This is a genomic window from Janthinobacterium sp. FT14W, from assembly GCF_009208755.1.
Classification (GTDB): Bacteria; Pseudomonadota; Gammaproteobacteria; order Burkholderiales; family Burkholderiaceae_D; genus Janthinobacterium; species Janthinobacterium violaceinigrum.
The window spans coordinates 1-18,635 of the sequence record NZ_WFLL01000002.1 but is presented as its reverse complement, the minus strand read 5'-3'; the positions used below and the strand labels follow the sequence as shown (position 1 = coordinate 18,635).

The 18,635-nt window shown below is 66.7% G+C and carries 18 protein-coding genes; 8 read left to right on the top strand and 10 right to left on the bottom strand.

The window, feature by feature from the left end:
* Positions 1 to 14: 14 nt before the first annotated feature.
* The 3 genes from GCN74_RS02280 to GCN74_RS02270 form a co-directional block, all read right to left on the bottom strand.
* Complete coding sequence (locus GCN74_RS02280; RefSeq protein WP_152255173.1) at positions 15 to 2,420, bottom strand: TonB-dependent siderophore receptor; 2,406 nt, start codon at positions 2,418 to 2,420, stop codon at positions 15 to 17.
* Between the two features lie 90 nt (positions 2,421 to 2,510).
* Positions 2,511 to 3,503, bottom strand: coding sequence for a FecR domain-containing protein (locus tag GCN74_RS02275; RefSeq protein WP_226938825.1), 993 nt, complete (start codon positions 3,501 to 3,503; stop codon positions 2,511 to 2,513).
* Positions 3,504 to 3,516: 13 nt separating this feature from the next.
* The gene (locus GCN74_RS02270; protein WP_152255171.1) at positions 3,517 to 4,029 is read right to left on the bottom strand and encodes a sigma-70 family RNA polymerase sigma factor; all 513 of its coding nucleotides are present in this window, start codon (positions 4,027 to 4,029) and stop codon (positions 3,517 to 3,519) included.
* 273 nt (positions 4,030 to 4,302) lie between these two features.
* Here GCN74_RS02270 and GCN74_RS02265 point away from each other — a divergent pair, with 273 nt between their 5' ends.
* From GCN74_RS02265 to GCN74_RS02260, 3 genes are all read left to right on the top strand, one after another.
* On the top strand, positions 4,303 to 6,834 hold the full coding sequence (locus GCN74_RS02265) for a PepSY domain-containing protein (RefSeq protein WP_152255170.1): 2,532 nt from the start codon (positions 4,303 to 4,305) through the stop codon (positions 6,832 to 6,834).
* Between the two features lie 340 nt (positions 6,835 to 7,174).
* Positions 7,175 to 7,330: a hypothetical protein gene (locus GCN74_RS28630; protein WP_193316937.1), complete on the top strand. Its 156-nt coding sequence runs from the start codon at positions 7,175 to 7,177 to the stop codon at positions 7,328 to 7,330.
* Positions 7,331 to 7,654: 324 nt separating this feature from the next.
* Complete coding sequence (locus tag GCN74_RS02260; protein WP_152255169.1) at positions 7,655 to 8,053, top strand: bacteriohemerythrin; 399 nt, start codon at positions 7,655 to 7,657, stop codon at positions 8,051 to 8,053.
* A 3-nt stretch (positions 8,054 to 8,056) separates the two neighbouring features.
* Here GCN74_RS02260 and GCN74_RS02255 read toward each other — a convergent pair whose 3' ends face one another.
* A complete protein-coding gene (locus tag GCN74_RS02255; RefSeq protein WP_152255168.1) occupies positions 8,057 to 8,899 on the bottom strand; it encodes a hypothetical protein in 843 nt (280 codons plus the stop codon).
* 323 nt (positions 8,900 to 9,222) lie between these two features.
* Between GCN74_RS02255 and GCN74_RS02250 the strand changes: the two genes are divergently transcribed.
* On the top strand, positions 9,223 to 11,463 hold the full coding sequence (locus GCN74_RS02250) for a TonB-dependent siderophore receptor (RefSeq protein WP_152255167.1): 2,241 nt from the start codon (positions 9,223 to 9,225) through the stop codon (positions 11,461 to 11,463).
* A gap of 15 nt (positions 11,464 to 11,478) precedes the next feature.
* Here the strand turns inward: GCN74_RS02250 and GCN74_RS02245 are convergent, their stop codons facing one another.
* A complete protein-coding gene (locus GCN74_RS02245) occupies positions 11,479 to 12,240 on the bottom strand; it encodes a nucleotidyltransferase domain-containing protein (protein ID WP_152255166.1) in 762 nt (253 codons plus the stop codon).
* A 144-nt stretch (positions 12,241 to 12,384) separates the two neighbouring features.
* Here GCN74_RS02245 and GCN74_RS02240 point away from each other — a divergent pair, with 144 nt between their 5' ends.
* Complete coding sequence (locus GCN74_RS02240; RefSeq protein ID WP_152255165.1) at positions 12,385 to 12,951, top strand: methylated-DNA--[protein]-cysteine S-methyltransferase; 567 nt, start codon at positions 12,385 to 12,387, stop codon at positions 12,949 to 12,951.
* A gap of 59 nt (positions 12,952 to 13,010) precedes the next feature.
* Entirely contained in the window at positions 13,011 to 13,385 is a 375-nt protein-coding gene (locus GCN74_RS02235) for a DUF1294 domain-containing protein (protein WP_152255164.1), read from the top strand.
* A gap of 30 nt (positions 13,386 to 13,415) precedes the next feature.
* Here GCN74_RS02235 and GCN74_RS02230 read toward each other — a convergent pair whose 3' ends face one another.
* Positions 13,416 to 14,138 carry a hypothetical protein gene (locus GCN74_RS02230; RefSeq protein ID WP_152255163.1) on the bottom strand — a complete coding sequence of 241 codons (723 nt, stop codon included), beginning with the start codon at positions 14,136 to 14,138 and terminating at the stop codon, positions 13,416 to 13,418.
* Positions 14,139 to 14,303: 165 nt separating this feature from the next.
* Between GCN74_RS02230 and GCN74_RS02225 the strand changes: the two genes are divergently transcribed.
* Positions 14,304 to 14,483: a hypothetical protein gene (locus tag GCN74_RS02225; RefSeq protein WP_152255162.1), complete on the top strand. Its 180-nt coding sequence runs from the start codon at positions 14,304 to 14,306 to the stop codon at positions 14,481 to 14,483.
* A gap of 126 nt (positions 14,484 to 14,609) precedes the next feature.
* Positions 14,610 to 14,822 (top strand): hypothetical protein, encoded by a 213-nt coding sequence (locus tag GCN74_RS02220; protein ID WP_152255161.1) that lies wholly within the window; start codon positions 14,610 to 14,612, stop codon positions 14,820 to 14,822.
* 64 nt (positions 14,823 to 14,886) lie between these two features.
* On the opposite strand, the gene cydX is transcribed toward GCN74_RS02220, so the two are convergent.
* The 4 genes from cydX to GCN74_RS02200 all read right to left on the bottom strand — a co-directional run.
* Complete coding sequence (gene cydX, locus GCN74_RS02215) at positions 14,887 to 15,012, bottom strand: cytochrome bd-I oxidase subunit CydX (RefSeq protein ID WP_092712907.1); 126 nt, start codon at positions 15,010 to 15,012, stop codon at positions 14,887 to 14,889.
* A 22-nt stretch (positions 15,013 to 15,034) separates the two neighbouring features.
* Entirely contained in the window at positions 15,035 to 16,189 is a 1,155-nt protein-coding gene (gene cydB, locus GCN74_RS02210; protein WP_152255160.1) for a cytochrome d ubiquinol oxidase subunit II, read from the bottom strand.
* 13 nt (positions 16,190 to 16,202) lie between these two features.
* Entirely contained in the window at positions 16,203 to 17,783 is a 1,581-nt protein-coding gene (locus tag GCN74_RS02205; RefSeq protein WP_152255159.1) for a cytochrome ubiquinol oxidase subunit I, read from the bottom strand.
* Between the two features lie 125 nt (positions 17,784 to 17,908).
* A partial coding sequence (locus tag GCN74_RS02200) for an ATP-binding cassette domain-containing protein (RefSeq protein ID WP_152255158.1) occupies positions 17,909 to 18,635 on the bottom strand: 727 nt, incomplete at its 5' end.

Here is an 18,635-nt window from a genome sequence, read left to right as displayed (position 1 = left end):
TGGGTACGACAAAACTAGAACCGCCACAGCGCCGTCATGCGCAACGCCCGGGGCGAACCGGGCGCGATGTTGTCGTTGCTGTGGGCGGAGGCAAAATATTTTCTGTTGAACAGGTTTTCCACGTTCAGCTGCAGCTGGAATTTTTCCTGGGGCTTGAAGTAGAGCGCGCCATCGGCGCGGGCAAACCCCGGCAGCGCCACCGTATTCGACACGGATGCATACACGGCGCTGCGGGCAATGATGCCCAGCGCCGCGCCCCAGGCGGGCGAAAAATCGTAGCGGTTCCACAGCGACAGGCTGTGCCGGGGCACATGGGCCACCGTGGCGCCCTCCAGGGCCGAGGCCGATTGCATGGCCGTCAGCACGGCCCGCTGCCACGCATAGCCGCCCGCGATGCTCCACCCGGGTTGGACCTTGCCCTTGACTTCCAGTTCCAGCCCCTCGCTGCGCTGGCCATCGATCAGCATGGCCCGCGTGGCGTCGTTCGGATCGGTGACGGCGACCTTGCTGCGCGTCAAACGGTACAGGGCCGCGCTGGCCGACAGGTCCCCCGTGGCGTCCCATTTCACGCCCGCTTCCACGTTGCGAAAACGCTCAGGTTCGAACACGGCATTGCTGGGCGTCAATGACGCCAGCTGTTCTCCCGCGCGCGGCAGGAACGACTGGCTGACGCTCGCATACAGCGACAGGGCCGGCACGGGCTGATAGACCAGGGCCGCGCGCGGCGACCACGGCGCATCCGTACGGGCAATGCGCGCGCCATTGCGGCGGTTGAGGAAATCGACGGCGAAACGCTCGTAGCGCAGGCCGGCAATCGCCTGCCAGCGCGGGCTGAAGCGGACCTGGTCCTGCAGGTACAGGGCGGCCGTGTCGGCCACGCCATGGTTGTCCGCATCCGTGGCGCTGGGGCGGAAGGTCACGGGCAAGTCCGTCACGGGCCGCGATGTGGGCAGGCTGATGTGCGTGACGCCCTCGCCCAGGGTCGTGAAATAGCCCGTGTTGCGCAGATTGTCCGTCGTCTGTCGGCCCAGCTCCCCGCCTGCCGTCAGGCGGTGCTGCACGGCCCCGGCCGTCACCGTCCACTCCACGTCCGTCTGGTTGAACAGGTTGCGCCGCCGGGTGGCGCTGTTGTACGCCAGCACCGTCACGCTGGCGCCATCCGCGCTGACGGGGCCGGGAAAGGCATTCTGGTACAGCTTGTCGTAATCGGCCAGGCGCGTGCGGTTGCGCAACACCGCGCCGCCGGCGAACGCGTGTTCGACGGTCACGCCCAGCGCGTCGATGTAGGCCCACGACGGGCTGCTGCCGGCGATGCCGAAAAACGTCGACGGATCCGTGTCGAACGGCCGGCCCCGGTACGAAGGCAGGCCCCGGTCCGTCACGCGGTCGTCGCGGAAGTGTTCATAACTGGCCTGCACAGTGGTGCGCGGCGACAGCCGCCAGGCCACGACGGGGTTGACGGCGCTGCGGCGCACCTTGACGCCCTGGCGAAAAGAGCCGCTGTTTTCCGCCATGGCGTTGATGCGCACGGCCACGTCGCTGCCCACGACCTGTTGCAGATCGATGGCGGCGCGCCCGTTGCGCCAGGCGCCCAGGCTCAGCGTCGCTTCGCCCCCATCGACCCACTGCGGCTGCTTGCTGGCCCGGTTGATCACGCCACCGCCGCCGCCATGGCCGAAGACCAGGGCGTTCGGCCCCTTGATGGCCTCGACCGCTTCGATATTGTAGAAATCGCGGTAATACTGCACGTCGTCGCGCATGCCGTCCAGGTAAAAGTCCGAGGTCGAGCTGTTGCCGCGCATCACGGCCGTATCGCGGTTGCCCTCGCCTGCGGCCGTGCCCACGCCGGGCATGTAGCGCATGGCGTCGGCCAGGGTGCGCATGTCCTGGTCGCGTATCAATTCGCGGCTCACCACGCTGACGGCCTGCGGCGTGTCGTGCAGGGCCGTGTCGTTGCGGCTGGCTGCGGACGAGCCAAGGCGGCGGTAGCCATCGTCGCCGCTGCCCTGCACGGTGACGGGCGCCAGCACCTGCAAGCCGGCGCCCACGCCATCGAGGTCGGCGCGCACGGGCGGCGGCGCCAGGCGCACGATATAACTTCCGTCCGGCAATTGCACGGCCGCGAGACCCGTCCCCGCCAGCAATTGCTGCAAGCCCTGGGGAATCGACAGGGTCCCGTTCAAGCCGCCGCTGCGTTTGCCCTGCGTCAAGCCGCCTTCGGCCGACAGCAAGATCCCCGCCTGCCCGGCGAACTGGCGCAAGGCCTGGCCCAGCGGCGCGGCGGCGATGCGGAAGCTGCGCGGCGCATCCGCTGCCGCCGCTGCCATGACAGGCATGGCAGGCACGGCCAGCAGCGCCGCGGCCAGGGACAGCGGCAGCAGGCGGCGGGCAAACGGCAGGCGGGACGGGAACAGCGGCACGGATTTCCTTTGTTGTCTTGTTGAGCAGGCTACTTCTACCTTGCCAAACAACTTTTCAAAAAGGGAACCAGCTTTGAGAAATATTCTTATTTACTGTTTTGACTGCGGCGGCTGGGCTTCCACCGTGACCCACCAGTCATGCAGGCGATTGATTTTCACGGGCAAGGTCGCTTCCAGCGCCGCCAGGATGCGGTCCGTATCGGCCAGCGGGTAGCTGCCCACCAGGCGCAAGTGCGCCACCTCTGGCGCGCAGCCCAGGTGGCCGCGCCGGTAGCGCGACAGTTGCGCGAGGAAGTCATCGAGCCGCATCTGCTCGGGCTGCAAGCGGTATTCGATCCAGGCGGCCCCGTTCGGGTCGGCGGCGAAAGGCTCGCCGATGAAGCCGTCGCCAAAGCGCACTTGCCGGCCGGCCGGCACAATGCGCGGCGCGCCGCCATCGCGGGGCGCCACCTCGACGCTGCCCTCGTAGACGGCCAGCAAGGTGGCAGCGCCCTGCGGCTGCACGCTGAAACGCGTGCCCAGCGCGCGCAGGCGGCCGTGCACGGTGTCGACCACCAGCGGCCGCGCCGGCTGCTGGCTGTCGCGGGCCGTGGCGATATAGATTTCCCCGCCATGCAGGGCGATGCGGCGCAGGCCGGGGCCGTAATCGAGGTCGAGGGCGGTGGCCGTGTTCAGCCACAGCTGCGAACCGTCGGCCAGCGCCAGCTGGCGGATGGCGCCCACCGCCGTTTTTTCGCCCGCATTCAGGCTGGCAACCCAGCTGCGCGTATCGCGCCGCAGCAATACGGCGCCCCCCGTGCCGGTGGTCAGGCACAGCGCCAGCAAACCCTTGACGACGGCGCGGCGGCGCGCCTGCGCCTCGCGGGAACCGGCAGCGTCGAGCGCCTCGCGCGCCGGTTGCGCCGGTACCTGGCGAAATTCGGCGCTGACGGCTTCCACCCTGCGCCAGGCGGCGCGGTGGGCGGACGAGCTGGCATGCCAGCGCTCCCAGGCTTGCTGGTCGGCAGGACCGGCATCGTCGGCGCGCAGCACGGCAAACCATTCGGCCGCTTCCTGCAGGATGGCGTAGTCGGCTGGCGGCATGCCAGAGCCTGGATCAGGCAGCATCGTCCATGCACAGCATGCATTGCAGCATGGCTTGCGCCATGTATTTCTTCACCATGCGTTCGGAGACGTCCAGCTGGCCGGCGATCTGCGCATACGTCAGGCCGTCGAGCTGCGCCAGCAGGAAGGCCTGGCGCGCGCGCGGCGACAGGGTATCGAGCATGGCGTCGATGCGGCACAGGGTTTCGACCACGAGGGCCCGCTCTTCGGGCGATGGCGCCGTCATTTCGGGACGGCCGGCCAGGGCCGCCAGGAAGGTGCGCTCCAGGGTCAGCCGGCGCCAGTGGTTGACCAGCAGGCCATTGGCGACCGTGCTCAGGTAGGCGCGCGGCTCGCGCAGGCTGTCGGCAGATTGCGTGGCCAGCATGCGCACGAAGGTGTCTTGCGCCAGGTCGGCCGCACCGTCGCGGCAGCCCAGCTTGCGCCACAGGCTGTTGACCAGCCAGCCATGGTGGCGGGAATACAGGTCGCTAACGATATCGAGGGAGGGAGAAATGGTGGACACGGGCAAACAAGCAAAGGGGCTGCCAAACTTGCCTGCCAAGTGGGTCAGCCGGTATCGGAAACGCACGATCACGAATGAGAATGATTTTCATTTTCACATAATTTGGCGGCGATGTAAATTATCAATGTCATCATTTTGACGTTTCGCGGCAATTTTTCACCACAAAAAGCTGACGCCATCATTTGCGAATGATTCTCGTTTGCGATACTATACCAGCCTCCTATCTATCTGCCATGCCTGACGCCCAGCATGGCAGCGCTATCGAAAGCCGCCATGACGACCTCCCCTTCCTTGCCCCTGCCGCGGGCCAGCGCCGACGAAACGCCGGATACCGTCCAGCAGCGCCAGCCTGCCGCCGCCCCGCCGCAACGGCGCTGGCACTGGAACTGGAAGCAGGTCTGGTTTCAATTGCACTGGTTCATCGGCATCACGGCCGGCACGGTGCTGGTGATCATCGGCCTGAGCGGTGCCACCCTGGCGTTCAAGGATGAATTGCTCGATGTGATGAATCCCGGCGTGCGCCATGTGGCCGTGGAAAGCCGCGCGCCGCTGACGCCTGGCCAGCTGAGCAACATTGCCGCCGCCGAACACGGCCAGCGCGTGGCCTCCATCACCATGTATGCGCAGGCGGGCGCCGCGCCGCGCCTGTTCTTCGCGCCGAAGAACGGCCAGCGGCGGGGCGAATCGGTCTATGTGCACCCGTACACGGGCGCCACCCAGCCCGCGCTGGCGGGCGCGGCATTTTTCGAGTGGACGGAATCGCTGCACCGCTGGCTGCTGCTGCCCCGCGACCCGGGCCGTCAAGTGGCGGGCGCGCTGGCCCTGTGCCTGCTGGGCCTGGCACTGTCCGGCCTGTATCTGCGCTGGCCCCGCCGTCCGCTGGACTGGCGTACCTGGCTGACCTTCGATCCCGCGTTGAAGGGCCGCTCCTTCTTGTGGAATCTGCACGCCGTGGCCGGCACCTGGTGCCTGGTGGTCTACGTGGCGCTGACCTTGACGGGCCTCTACTGGAGCTATGACGTGGTGCGCGACAATATCGACGCCTGGGCCGGCAAGCCCCCCCGCGTGGCGCAGGCGCCGGGCAAGAAGGGACCGGCCAGGGAGAAGCAGGAAGCGCCGGCCGTCGACATCGGCCTGGCCTGGAGCAGCTTCCAGCAGCATGCGGCTGGCTGGACCCTGGCCAGCGTGCGCCTGCCGACGCGCGCCGGCGAAGCCGTGCAGTTCACGTGGCTGGCCAGCGACGCGCCGCACGAGCGGGCGCGCAGCCGCCTGTCGATTGCACCGGCCGACGGCGCGGTCACGGAAAACGAACCGTACGGCCAGCAGGGCCTGGGTTCGCGCCTCGTCAACATCATTTATCCGCTGCACATGGGCACGTATTTCGGCTTGCCGGGGCGCATCATCGTCACCCTGGCCAGCCTGGGCCTGCCCCTGTTCGCCATCACGGGCTGGATGCTGTACCTGGGCCGCCGCAAGGCAAAGCGGGCCGTGCAGGCGCAGCGCGCCATGCTGGGCGCCGGCGCGCCGGGCCAGGCAAACTCGGGCTTGCCCACCCTGGTGGCCTACGCCAGCCAGTCGGGCCAGGCCGAGCGCCTGGCGCTGGAAAGCGCGCGCGCCCTGCAGCAGGCGGGCGTGGCCGTCGACGTGCAGTCGCTGGACCGCTTCGATCCCGCGCAATTGCGCCAGTACGAACGGGCGCTGATCGTCGCCAGTACCTTTGGCGAAGGCGAGGCACCGGACGGTACGCGCCGCTTCGCGCGCTTGCTGCAAGCCATCTCCGGCACGCCGCTGGCAGGCCTGGAAGTGGGCATGCTGGCCCTGGGCGACCGCCATTACAGCGCATTCTGCGGCTTCGGCCATGCGCTGGAACGGCAGCTGCGCGCGCTGGGCGCCACGCCCCTGTTCCCCCTGATCGAGGTGGACAAGCATGACCCCGCCGCCCTGGCCGACTGGTCCAAGGCGCTGGCCCGCTGCAGCGGCAGCGCCATCAACGCCATCGGCGTGCAGGAACAGGCCTCGTATGCCGAGTGGCGCCTGGCGCGCCGCGTGCTGCTCAACCCGGGCAGCCTGGGCGGAGAATTGCATGAAATCACGTTGACGGGCCCGGCCGGGACGGACTGGGAAGCGGGCGCGCTGGCGGAAATCATCGCGTGCAACGCGGACGGCAGCGACGGCGACGCGCATGGCGCACAGCATGCGCCGCGCAGCTACTCACTCGCTTCGCTGCCATCGGATGGCGAACTGCAGCTGCTGGTGCGCCAGGAACGCCATGCGGGCGGCGAAAACCTGGGCTATGGCATCTGTTCGGGCTGGCTCACGCGCTTCGCCCCGCTGGACAGCCCCATCCGCCTGCGCCTGCAGGCCAATCCCGCCTTCGCGCCTGCGCTGGTCGACGTGCCCTGCATTTATATCGGCAACGGTTCCGGCCTGGCGGGCCTGCGCGCGCACCTGCGCGCACGCCAGCGGGCGGGACTGGCGCGCAACTGGCTGCTGTTCGGCGAGCGCCAGCAAGCCGTGGACAGCATCTGCGGCGCCGAGCTGGACGCCTGGCTGGCCGATGGCCACCTGGCGCGCCTGGACCGCGTCTTTTCGCGCGATGGCGAAACACGGCGCTATGTGCAGGACCGCCTGCGCGAGCAGGCCGGCGAGTTGCGCGACTGGCTGGCGCAGGGCGCCATCGTCTACGTGTGCGGCAGCCTGCAAGGCATGGCGGCAGGAATCGATGCTGTGCTGCAAGAAGTGCTGGGCCAGGAAGGACTCGACGCCCTGCTGGCGGCCGGACGCTACCGCCGCGACGTGTATTGAGGCACTTCAGCCCTGCCCGCTGCACCGCCCCGCTATGCGGGCAGGCGCACGGTCGGGGCCAGCCATCGGACTGGCGTGGGGACATGGCGGCACGGCGACCTGCCCGCCGCCCCACCCACCGTCTGCGAGGCCCCCATGAAAAACCCCTGGATGAGCATGTACCTGAGCGCCGCCAACCGCATCGCCAACACGGCGCGCGGCTGGTGCAGTGCATCACCGCAACTAGTTGAAGTTTCAATCAGATGAACTAAACTGCAAGCATGGTAGTACGTGTTGAATAAAGGGAGTGACCGGCAGGCGCCGCATCCCCGCGCCGCCGCCGGGACACCGGGAGACGACCATGTTGACGCTCAAAGTGCTGCTGTGCCTTGCCCTGTCGGCCCTGATGCTTGCGCCCCTCGTGCTGCGCGACGCGATGCTGACGTCGGCCGTGCAGCAGTTGCAGGTTCCGAATGTCGATGCGCAGGGCATGTGGGCCCACTGGCCCAAGCAATAAGACGCGCGGCTGAGAAAACACCGCTGGCGGCGTTGCTTTGACTTGCCGTACTAGCGTACTGTCTGTGTCAAAGGCGCCTTGCCAGCGGCGTTTTTCAGCGGCGCCCGGTAGTGGATTGCATCGTTGAAACCGCTTTGTTGCGGGTGGGGGTTTGTTCCCCATTTTTCACCCACATGTATCAATCGCCCGCGCATCAATCGCCCGCGCTCTTCCCTCCGCCCTCTTCACCGTACTTTTGATCCAGATCATGGATTTCCACCTTCGCTGCGCCCACACTGGAACAGTCCGCTTCGCACCGTGACGGACTTAACCGGGAGCATCGGCATGGGTAAATCGCATTGGAAGGATGAGATGGCGCTGGGCGTTCCCGCCATCGACGAGGCGCATGAGGCGCTGTTTCAGGAACTGGCGCGGCTGGGGCAGTTGAGCGACCGGCATTTCAGCGTGGCGTTCCGCGAGCTGATTGCGGCCGTCGAACGCGATTTCCGCGAGGAAGAGGATTTGATGGAGGAAATCGGCTTTCCCTCGCTGGCCAACCACCGCGAACAGCATGCGCGCGTGCTCAGCGGCTTGCACCATGCCTGGGCCGCCGTCGATGAAGGCGACCTGGCACAGGGCCGCCATGCGCTGTCGCTGCTGCCGCAATGGCTGATTTTCCACCAGGCCACCATGGACCTGGCCCTGGCGGCGGCGCTGGAAATGGTGCAGCGCCAGCCCAACTAGCTTCTACAGCAGCAGCACTGTCGCCTGCTCGGGCAGGACGACGCGGTAGTGTCCCGGGTATTTGTCTTCGCCGTCGAAAATCTTGCAAAACACGGGCTGGTTGATATCGTTGACGGCCGGCTCGCTCATGGGCAGGGTGGCGATCAGCTGCTCGCCATCGACCAGATGCAGGGCGCTGCCCCGCTCGGCCGCGCAAAAGGCCAGCGATTGCACGTCGCTGGCGAACGGCCGCTTGTACCACGGCGTGATGGCCCGCACGGCGCGCCGCGCATCCTGCAAGACCTGTCCCACGCGCGTGACGTTCCACGCGTCGCGCGCCACGGACGGCTGGAGGACGATATTGGCCGTCAGCTCGCCCCTGCTCTTGTTCACCAGGAAGGTGCCATCCTGCGCGGCGATATCCTCGTTGAGGGGCACGACAAACACGCCGCCGTCGGACACCTTGATCGGCATGGGGGCGCCATTGCCTTGCAAGGCCACGCGCACATCGTCGATGGTGGCGCTCAGCTTGGCCGGAATCAGGCGCAGGGCCATGACCACGCTGCCGCTCGACACTTGCCACACTTTCCTGGCCGTCAGATAACTGTCGCGGTAAGCCGTGAAGCGCACGCGCGGCGCCTTGGCGTCGCTGCTGCCGGTGATCGTCACCGTTTGCGGCGGCAAGGCCTCCCCTGCGGGAGCCGGCGCTGCTGGCGCCGCGGATGGGGCAGGCGCGGCGGCATCGGCGGCGGGCGGCGCGCTGGCGCTCTGCAGCGGCGCGGGAGCAGCCGGCGGCGGCGCGTGTTCCTGGGCCTGGCCCAGCGACACGACACACAACCATCCGGCACAGGCGATCCATGTACGCATGCATTTCTTTCAATAAGGAAAATATTTTTTGTCAGCGCCTGCATTATCGCAGAAGGCCAGGCGATGCGCCGCCCTTGACCTGTACGCACTCTTTTGGTGCGCGCGCTTGATTATTTGGCAAATATCACCTATATTGATAATGATTCTTATTCACGAAAGTGGCGGGAATCGCGCACCCTTCTTTTCCACTGCCCGACGCGCCGGGCCTTGCGGTGGAACTGCTATCCAAGCCAGACCCCGGGCCAGCGTCATGCCATCCCCCAGCTACTGCGCGCCCTGCCAGACGAGATAGGAAAACACAACGAAAAGACTCCAGGATAACAATGCAATCGACGACAGTACCCTCTTCTTCGCGCCAGCCCGCCTTGCGCCCCCTCCCCCATCTGCTGCAACTCGCCCTGCTGACCCTTGCCGCCGGCGTGGCCCTGCCGGCACAGGCCGCCGACACGGCAGCAAGCGACAGCGCCGTGACCATGCCGGCCATCACCATCCTGGGCCAGTCGACGGCGGCGACGGAAGGCACGCAGTCGTACACGGCCGGCGAAGCGCGCAGCGCCACGCGCATGGACCTGTCCTTGCGCGAAACGCCGCAATCGGTCAGCGTCATCACGCGCCAGCTGCTCGACGACCTGGGCGCCGTGCGCCTGGACCAGGCGCTGGCGCAAACGACGGGCATCCAGGTGGGCCAGAACGACACGGAGCGCACGCGGTTCTATGCGCGCGGCTTCGGCATCGACAATATCCAGATCGACGGCATGGCGCGCGGCGGCAATGCGCCGCTGCAGGACACGATTTTGTACGACCGCATCGAGGTCGTGCGCGGCGCCACGGGCTTGATGGGCGGCAAGGGCGACCCGTCGGCCACCATCAACATGATACGCAAGCGTCCGACGAAGGAATTCCAGGCCAGCGCCGGCCTCATCATGGGCCGCTGGGATGACCAGCGCGTCGAGGCCGACCTCTCCCTGCCGCTGAACGCCGATGGCAGCGTGCGCGCGCGCACGGCCCTGGCGTGGCAGGAACGCGATTCCTACCTGGACATGTATCACGAACGCAAGACGGTCGGCATGGTCATCGTCGAGGCGGACGTGCGTCCCGGCACCCTGCTGACGGCCGGCGTCGATTACCAGGACAACACGCCCACAGGCGCCACCTGGGGCGCCGTGCCCTACTGGAATGCGGATGGCAGCCTGGCCAAGCTGCCGCGCAACACCAGCCTCTCGACGCCATGGAGTACCTGGGGCAACCAGCAGCACACGGTATTCACGTCGGTGGACCAGCGCCTGCCCGGCAACTGGAATATGCACCTCGGTTATGCGCGCACGGAAAGCACGAACCGCACCACCGTCGCCTACGCGGGCGGCGGCCATCCCGACCCGGCGACGGGCACAGGCATGTTCCTGTGGACGGGCGCCTATGGCGCAGGCAAGACCACGGGCGACAACTTCGACGTCTACGCCAGCGGCCCGTTCACCTTGCTGGGGCGCAAGCATACTGCCATCGCCGGCTGGAACGGCGGCAACCAGCGCGCCCGCTCGCTGGGCGGCGAGGCGGAAATCAACTACCCGAACTTCCTGCCCGATTACCGCAGCTGGACGGGCAACATCCCCCGCCCCGTATTCCACCCGGACGGCTCGCGCACGGAAACCGTCACGCGCCTGGCGGGCGGCTATGTGGCCGCGCGCCTGAGCCTGGCCGACCCGCTGCACGTGATCATCGGCGCGCGCAGCAGCACCTACCGCACGGACACGCGCAACTACGATACGCGCGGCGTGCACACGGACAACAGCGACTTTGCGGAAACGCGCAATGAAGTGACGCCGTATGTGGGCGCCGTGTTCGACATCAACAAGCAGTATTCGGCCTACGCCAGCTTCACGCAGCTGTTCAACCCGCAAACGAGCAAGGACCGCAACAACAAGTTCCTGGCGCCGGAAACGGGCGACAATGCGGAACTGGGCATCAAGGGCGAGCTCTATGAAGGCAAGCTGAACGCGTCGGCCGCCCTGTTCCACACGAAGAAAAAGAACCTGGCGGAACTGGACCGCACGGTGCCGCCCGGCTTCCTGCTGCCCGACGGCGGCCAGGCCATGGTGGCCAACGGCACGGGCGTGACGGCCAAGGGCGTGGAATTCGACGTCTCCGGCCAGCTCACGCCCGCCTGGGAAGCGAGCGGCGGCTACACCTATCTGCACGCCGCCGAGGCCGATGGCCGCCGCGCCGCCACCACGCAGCCGCGCCACCTGCTGCGCCTGGCCACCAGCTACCGTTTCGATGGCCGGCTGGCAGGCCTGAAGGCAGGCGCCAGCATGACGGCGCAAAGCGCCACCTACAGCGAATCGTGGTACGGCCGCCCGCCCTCGGGCGACATCACCAACATCCCGCAGGCCGGCTACGCGCTGCTCAACGCCATGGCCAGCTATGGGCTCGGCAAGCACGCCAGCGTGCAGCTGAACGTCAACAACCTGCTGGATAAAAAGTACTACCGCAACGTGGGCTTCTTCGACGGCGTGTTCTGGGGCGAACCGCGCAACATCAGCGTGGCCGTGCGCACGGCGTTTTAAGCCCGCTACCGCGCATCAGCCTGCCTGCGCGCTGCGCCAGTGCGCGGGCGCCGGCAGGGTAAAACCATCGAGCAAGGGGCCGCCCACGGGCGCCAGCACGGCGGCGGTGACGTCTGCGAACGCGCGCTGGCCGGCGGGCAAGTCGCTGGCGGCCAGGCGCATCGCCCCGTCCAGCTGGGCGGCGATGGCAGCGTCGTATGCCTGCAGGCGGCGGAACAGGTGCTTGCCGCCGCCGCTCCACTGGCCGGCCGCGCGCAAGTGCAGGTCCGCCAGCGCTTCGTACAGCTGGCAGGCGACGGCCAGCGCCTCGCCCGGGTGCATGCTGTCGACCAGGTCTTCCAGCGCGGTGGTGATGGCGTAGCGGCGCCGCTGCAGGTTTTCCGCGTCCAGCACGGGCGGACCCGCTGTGTCGATGGCGTGCGCCAGCCCATGCAGCCGGGCATAGGCGTCGCCCGCCGGGAGAATGTTTTCCCCTTCCACCACCATCGTTGCCAGCGGCACCTTGCCGCCGGGCGCATCGATTTCCTTGCAAAAATACGTAAACGTGGCCAGGTCGTGTCCGAACACTTCCACCGTGCGCCCTTCGGCCACGAGCGTGTCGCGCCAGGCGCAATCGACGTGGTCGAACAGCAGCAGCAAGTCGATATCGGAACTGGCCGTCTGCCGGCCCGTGGCGAACGAGCCGCCGATGATGGCCGCCACGGCCAAGGGATGCTGCTGCCGCACCAGCCGCGCGGCAATCGCGCGGATGGCGTCATAGGTGGGGATCGTCGTCAAGGCCGGTTCTCCGTGAAAAAAACACTATCCTACCCGCAATGTGCATGCGGCTGCCATGCGCCCCGCCATCCTGCTAAACTGGCGCTATCTCACTCCCTTCATTTAGTACGGCGTTCGCCGCGGCGGCGTGGTCAAGGAACAGCAATGGAAACCGTTTGTAGCGTAATGCCCTCGCCCGTGGGCGAGCTGACCCTGGTGGCGCGCGGGGCGGCACTGGCCGCCATCCTGTGGGAAAACGACAAGCCGAACCGCGTGCGCCTGGGCCAGATGCGCGTCGATGACGGCTGCGCCGTGCTGCAGGAAACGGCGCGCCAGCTGCGCGAGTATTTTGCCGGCACGCGTCAGCATTTTGAGGTGCCGCTCGATTTTGCCGGCACGCCATTCCAGCAGGAAGTCTGGCGGGCGCTGCTGACGATACCCTACGGCCAGACGCGCAGCTATGGCGAGATCGCGCGCCAGATCGGCCGTCCCGCCGCCGTGCGCGCCGTGGGCGCCGCCAACGGCAAGAATCCCATCTCCATCATCGCCCCCTGCCACCGGGTCATCGGCGCCACGGGCGAATTGACGGGCTTTGCGGGCGGCCTGCATGCCAAGGAAATTTTACTGGCGCTGGAAGGCATTTCCCTGTCCAGCGACCGCGAAGCGCTGAAAACGGGCCACGCCCGCCGCCGCGCCGTGCAGATTGACACGGCGCAAGGCTGTTTATTCTAAGCGGCGGCATCGTGCCCCTTGTGGGATACTCACGCCCTTCGCTCAAGCTTACACATACTATGCCCTACCTTGCCATCCTGTTCTTTGTCGTGCTGTATTTGCTGGCCACCTTCTTTTTCCACATTCCCGCCCTCGTCGCCCTCGTGTATGGCGTGCTGAGCGTCAGCTGTTTCGTCGCCTACGCGATCGACAAGTCCGCCGCAAAAGGGGGGCGCTGGCGCACGTCGGAACGCACTTTGCTGCTGCTGGGACTGCTCTGCGGCTGGCCGGGCGCCGTGCTGGCCCAGCAATGGCTGCGCCACAAGTCCAGCAAGCGCTCGTTCCGCATCGTGTTCTGGATCACGGTGGCCATCAATCTCGCCGCGTTCGTGTATTTCAGCATGCATTATGCGGCGCCCGACATCGGCACCGAGGTGGCGCCCATCGAGCTGTAGGACCAGCCCGGCGCGGCGCGGCCAGTTCCCTTACTCGCCCAGCAGGCGCAGCGATTCCAGCCAGTCCGCCTTCCATTCGCGCAGCAGGGGCTGCGTGGCGAACGCCTTCTTCAGGTGCGCCATCGGCACACGGTGCACATCGTGCAAGCCGAACGCCAGGGTGACGGGATGCCACAGATGGCTGTTCTTGCCGCCCCGCGAATTCTTGCGCACGCGCGCGCCGTCGTCGCCGAAGATGCCCACGCCAGCCGCCATGCCCTGCTCCAGGTCGACCTTGCCCACGCCCGCAAAGGCAATCAGAATCTGTTCGCGTCCCAGGCCCTTCAGGGCGCTGGGCAAGACCACGGGCACCGCTTTTTCTTCAGCGGAGACGTCCGGCTGCGGATGCTGCAGCTCCTTGAGCAAACGCAACAGGTCGCGCTCCTGGAAATGCAGGCCGTCCAGCGGCACGCGCAAGCCCGGCGCCTTCAGTTCGATGGCGATGTTGCCCGAGTCGCGCGTCAAGCGCAGCCAGACGTCGCCGGCGCCCGAGGCCAGGTGCTGCTTGTCGCCGATGAACACGACGGGCGCCGCATAGCGCGCCACGCCGTCATGGAACAGCTCGGCCCATTGCTCGCTGTAATCGAGCCACACATACGGCAAGCCGCCCTGCTCCAGCAGGCGCGCCAGGGTCCACGGCGTGCCCGTCTGTTGCGCCAGCCAGGCGCAGGCTTCAAGGGCGGTGGCGCGATACGGCAAAGAAAGGGAAGTCATGGCAGGTCCGTAGCTGAAAGTGGAGCGCAGTGTAGCAGACGCCGCGCCCGGCGCCTGCGGCAGGCGCATCTGGCGCGCCTTTCTGGCGCAATGTGCTAGGCTGGAAGCAGCAGCCCGCGCCATGCCCATTCCGGCCGCCTGGCGCACCACCGCAAGGGGATCATCATGCATTCGAGCACCAACGCCGCCACCACGCCCGCCCCGCCGCCCGAGCGCGATTCGCCCACGCCGGCCAGCGAAAGCCATGCCGAGCAAGCGCTTGATGAAGCACTCAAGGAAAGCTTCCCGGCCAGCGATCCCATCGCCGTCGCCACCCCGAAGCCCGCGCCCAAGGCCCCTTCCTGAAACAGCATTCCACCAGCCACCGTTGCGGTGGCTTCTTTTTTTCCTGAAACTGAATCCGGCCGCCCCGCCCGCGCGTACATGGCTATGCCATGACCGAACGAAGTTACTACGCGGAAAGGAAACGCCATGCGGCACTACAGCAAAAAGACGGATCCCCTGGATCAGCGCCTGTACCTGGCCCAGCGCATCGACCGGGCCGACGCGCGCCTGCAACGCTTGCACGATGCGGCCGAACGGGAACGCTGTGCGCAATGGATCACGGCCTGGGCCGTGGCGGCGGGCGCCGACGCGCCGCGCGGCATGAAGCTGCGCATCCGCGGCGAATTCATCCTGCTTTGACCAAAAGCAAAAAAACCCGCCCGGTGCAGATGCACGGGGCGGGGCCGGTCAAGCCGACGCGCGCCTAGTTGGGCGTGTCGCGGTATTGCTCGGGCGTCGTGTCGCCATCGGCGATTTCATACCACATCGCGTTGAGCACGGCGAACGTCGCCGCCAGTGGAAGACCCAGTATCCAGGCGAAATACCACATAGTTATATCCTTTCGTAAATTCTTAGTAGGCGTGACCGCTCTCGTCCGCAATGGCCTTGCCGTCAACTTTGCCCCACAGCACTTTATATACCCAGGTCGTGTAAGCCACGATGAGGGGGATGAAGACGGCCGTGACGATCAGCATGATGAACAGGGTCATGTGGCTGGACGAGGAATCCCACACCGTCAGGCTGGCGCGCGGGTCGATCGACGAAGGCAGGATGAACGGGAACATGGCCGCGCCCACGCTGAGGATGATGCCGGTGATGCTGGCCGCGCTGGCGACCAGGGCAGGCACTTCGCGGCGCGCGCGCAGCAGGGCAAACGCCAGCAAGGGGCCCAGCAAGCCCACGGCAGGGGCGATCCAGGTCCAGGGATGGGCGGCAAAGTTGAGGAACCAGGCGCCCACGTGGACTTCCGCCGTTTTCAGCATCGGGTTCGACGGACCGTCGACGACGACGGCGCTGGTGACGCGGTAGCCATCGACCCACAGCCACAGGGCCACGCCGGCCAGCGCATACAGCACGACCGTCGCGATCGCCGCCACGCTGCCGTAGCGGCGCGAACGTTCCGCCACGGCACCGTCCGTTTTCACCTGCAGCCAGGTGGCGCCGTGCATCACCAGCATGGCGACGGAAACGAGGCCGCACAGCAGCGCGAACGGGTTGAGCAGCGCAAAGAAGCTGCCGTCATAGAAGATGTGCATGTCCGAGGAGAAACGGAACGGCACGCCTTGCAGCACGTTGCCGATGGCCACGCCGCAGATCAGGGCCGGCACGAAGCCGCCCACGAACAGGGCCACGTCCCAGCGGGCGCGCCAGCGGGGATCTTCGCGCTTGCTGCGGAACTTGAAGGCCACGGGACGCACGATCAGCGCCACCAGGATGACGAACATGGCCAGGTAAAAGCCCGAGAACGACACGGCGTACAGCTGCGGCCAGGCGGCAAAGATGGCGCCGCCGCCGAGGATCAGCCACACCTGGTTGCCTTCCCACACTGGCCCGATGCTGTTGATGATGACCCTGCGTTCGAGGTCCGTCTTGCCGGCAAACGGCAGCAGGATGCCCGTGCCCAGGTCGAAGCCGTCCGTGATGGCAAAGCCCACCAGCAGGATGCCGATCAGCAGCCACCAGATCAGGCGCAGTGTTTCGTAAGAAATCATTTCATGCAAAATCATGGTCTGACCCTCCTTAGGCGCGTTGAGTACGAATGGCTGCAGCCGCCGCTGGCACGGGGGCCGGCGCCGTCTCTTCCGGCCCCTTGCGGATGGCCTTGAGCATGAGCTTCATTTCGATAATCAACAGCACGGTGTAGATGGCGGCAAAGCCGGCGATGGTAATGAGCAAGGTGGTCGCGCCCAGGTTAGATACGGCCACGGCCGTCGGCAGCACGCCTTCGATCACCCACGGCTGGCGGCCCACTTCGGCCACGATCCAGCCCGCTTCAATCGCCACCCACGGCAGCGGAATGGCGAACACGGCCAGCTTCAGCAGCCAGCGGTGCTTGTCCAGGGTGCGGCGCGTCGACAGCACGAAGAATGTGCCAGTGAGCAAGATGAAGAACATGCCCAGGCCCACCATCACGCGGAAGGACCAGAACAGGGGACCCACGGGCGGCACGGTATCGAGCGCGGCCTTGCGGATCTGCTCGGGCGTGGCCTGGCGCGGGTCGTCGACATAGCGTTTCAGCAGCAGGGCATAGCCCATGGACTGCCCTTTCGACTCGAACACGTCCTTCGCCTCCTGCGGCACGGGGCTGCCCGGCGCCACGCTGCGGATGGTCTGCAGCGCGTCATACGCCTTGATGCCATCCTGGATCAGCAGCTCGCCGCGGTCGACCAGCTGCTCGATGCCGGGGATTTCCGTCGTCAGCGAACGCGTGCCGATCAGGCCCATCACCATCGGGATGTGCACGGCGTAATGCGTCTCGCGCGCCTTCGCGTCGGGGAAACCGATGGCCGTGAAGGCGGCAGGCGCCGGCTCCGTGGTCCACATCGCTTCGATGGCGGCCAGCTTCATCTTCTGGTGTTCGGACGACAGGTAGCCGCTTTCATCGCCCAGCACCACCACCGACAGCGTCGCGGCCAGGCCGAACGAGGCAGCCACCGTCATCGAACGCTTGGCCAGCTGCACGTGGCGGCCCTTCAGCAGATACCAGGCGGAAATACCCAGCACGAAGATCGCCGCCGCCGTATAGCCGGCCGACACCGTGTGCACGAATTTCGCCTGCGCCACGGGATTCGTCAGCACGGCGCCGAAATCCGTCACTTCCATGCGCATGGTCTGCGGATTGAAGGCCGCGCCGACGGGATTCTGCATCCAGCCGTTGGCGATCAGGATCCACAGGGCCGAGAAGTTCGAGCCGATGGCCACCAGCCAGGTCGTGATCAGGTGGCCCCGCTTCGACAGCTTGTCCCAGCCGAAGAAGAACAGGCCCACGAAGGTCGCTTCCAGGAAGAAGGCCATCAAGCCCTCGATGGCCAGCGGCGCGCCGAAAATGTCGCCCACATAATGGCTGTAATAGCTCCAGTTCATGCCGAACTGGAATTCCATCACGATGCCCGTCGCCACGCCCATGGCGAAGTTGATGCCGAACAAGACACCCCAGAACTTGGTCATGTCGCGCCAGATGGGGCGGTTCGTCATCACGTAGACCGTCTCCATGATGGCGAGGATCACTGACAGGCCTATCGTCAGCGGAACGAATATAAAGTGGTACAGAGCTGTCAGCGCAAACTGCAGTCTGGATAAAGCGACAATATCGAAGTCCATATGATTTCCTTGGTGTTTCCCTACTGTAATTGTAAACTTGGTATCTATCTGATGCTGTTCGATTGCTTCCATCCCTCGCGCCGGCGGACGGAACCTCCTGTGTCTCCAGTCTTTCTCTTCATTCCTTAATCGCCGCGCAAGCCTGCCAGGGCCGTCTCGAAGGCTGGCGTGCCCCGGCGCGCGTCGCCCACGATGCGGCCATCGCGCACGCTGAGCAGGCGGTCCGCCAGCGCCGCTTCGCGCCGCAAGTGGGTTGCGATCAGCAAGGTACGGCCGTCGCAGCGGGCGCGCAGGCGCTGCAGAACGTCGAGCGCCGTCTGCGCATTGAGCGCCTCGGTGGCCTCGTCCAGCAGCCACAAGGTCGATTCGTGCAGGAACAGCCGCGCCAGCGCCAGGCGCCGCGCCTGGCCGCCCGACAGGCCCAGTCCCCCCTCGCCCAGCATGGTGTCCAGGCCGCCCGCGAACGCGCGCACTTCGTCGTCCAGGCCGGCCGCCTGCAGCGCCTCCCACAGGCGCGCGTCGCTGGCGGCGGGGTCGGCCAGGCGCAGGTTGTCGCGCAGGCTGTCCTGGAACAATTCCGTCTTCTGGGTAAACAGGCAGGCGCGCGGCGCGGCCACCGTTCCCGACAGGGGCGCCAGTTCGCGCGCGGCGATGGCCAGCAAGGTGGACTTGCCCGCGCCGCTGGGGCCGATCAAGGCCACGCGCTCGCCCTCGGCGATGTGCAGCGAAATGCCATGCAGGATGGCGGCCTGGCTGCCCGCATGCGCGGCGCTGACCGCGTCCAGGCGCAAGCCGGTTCCCGCGTCGGCGGGCGGCAGCGGCGCCGGCTCGTGGCTGTCCAGGCGCGGCGCC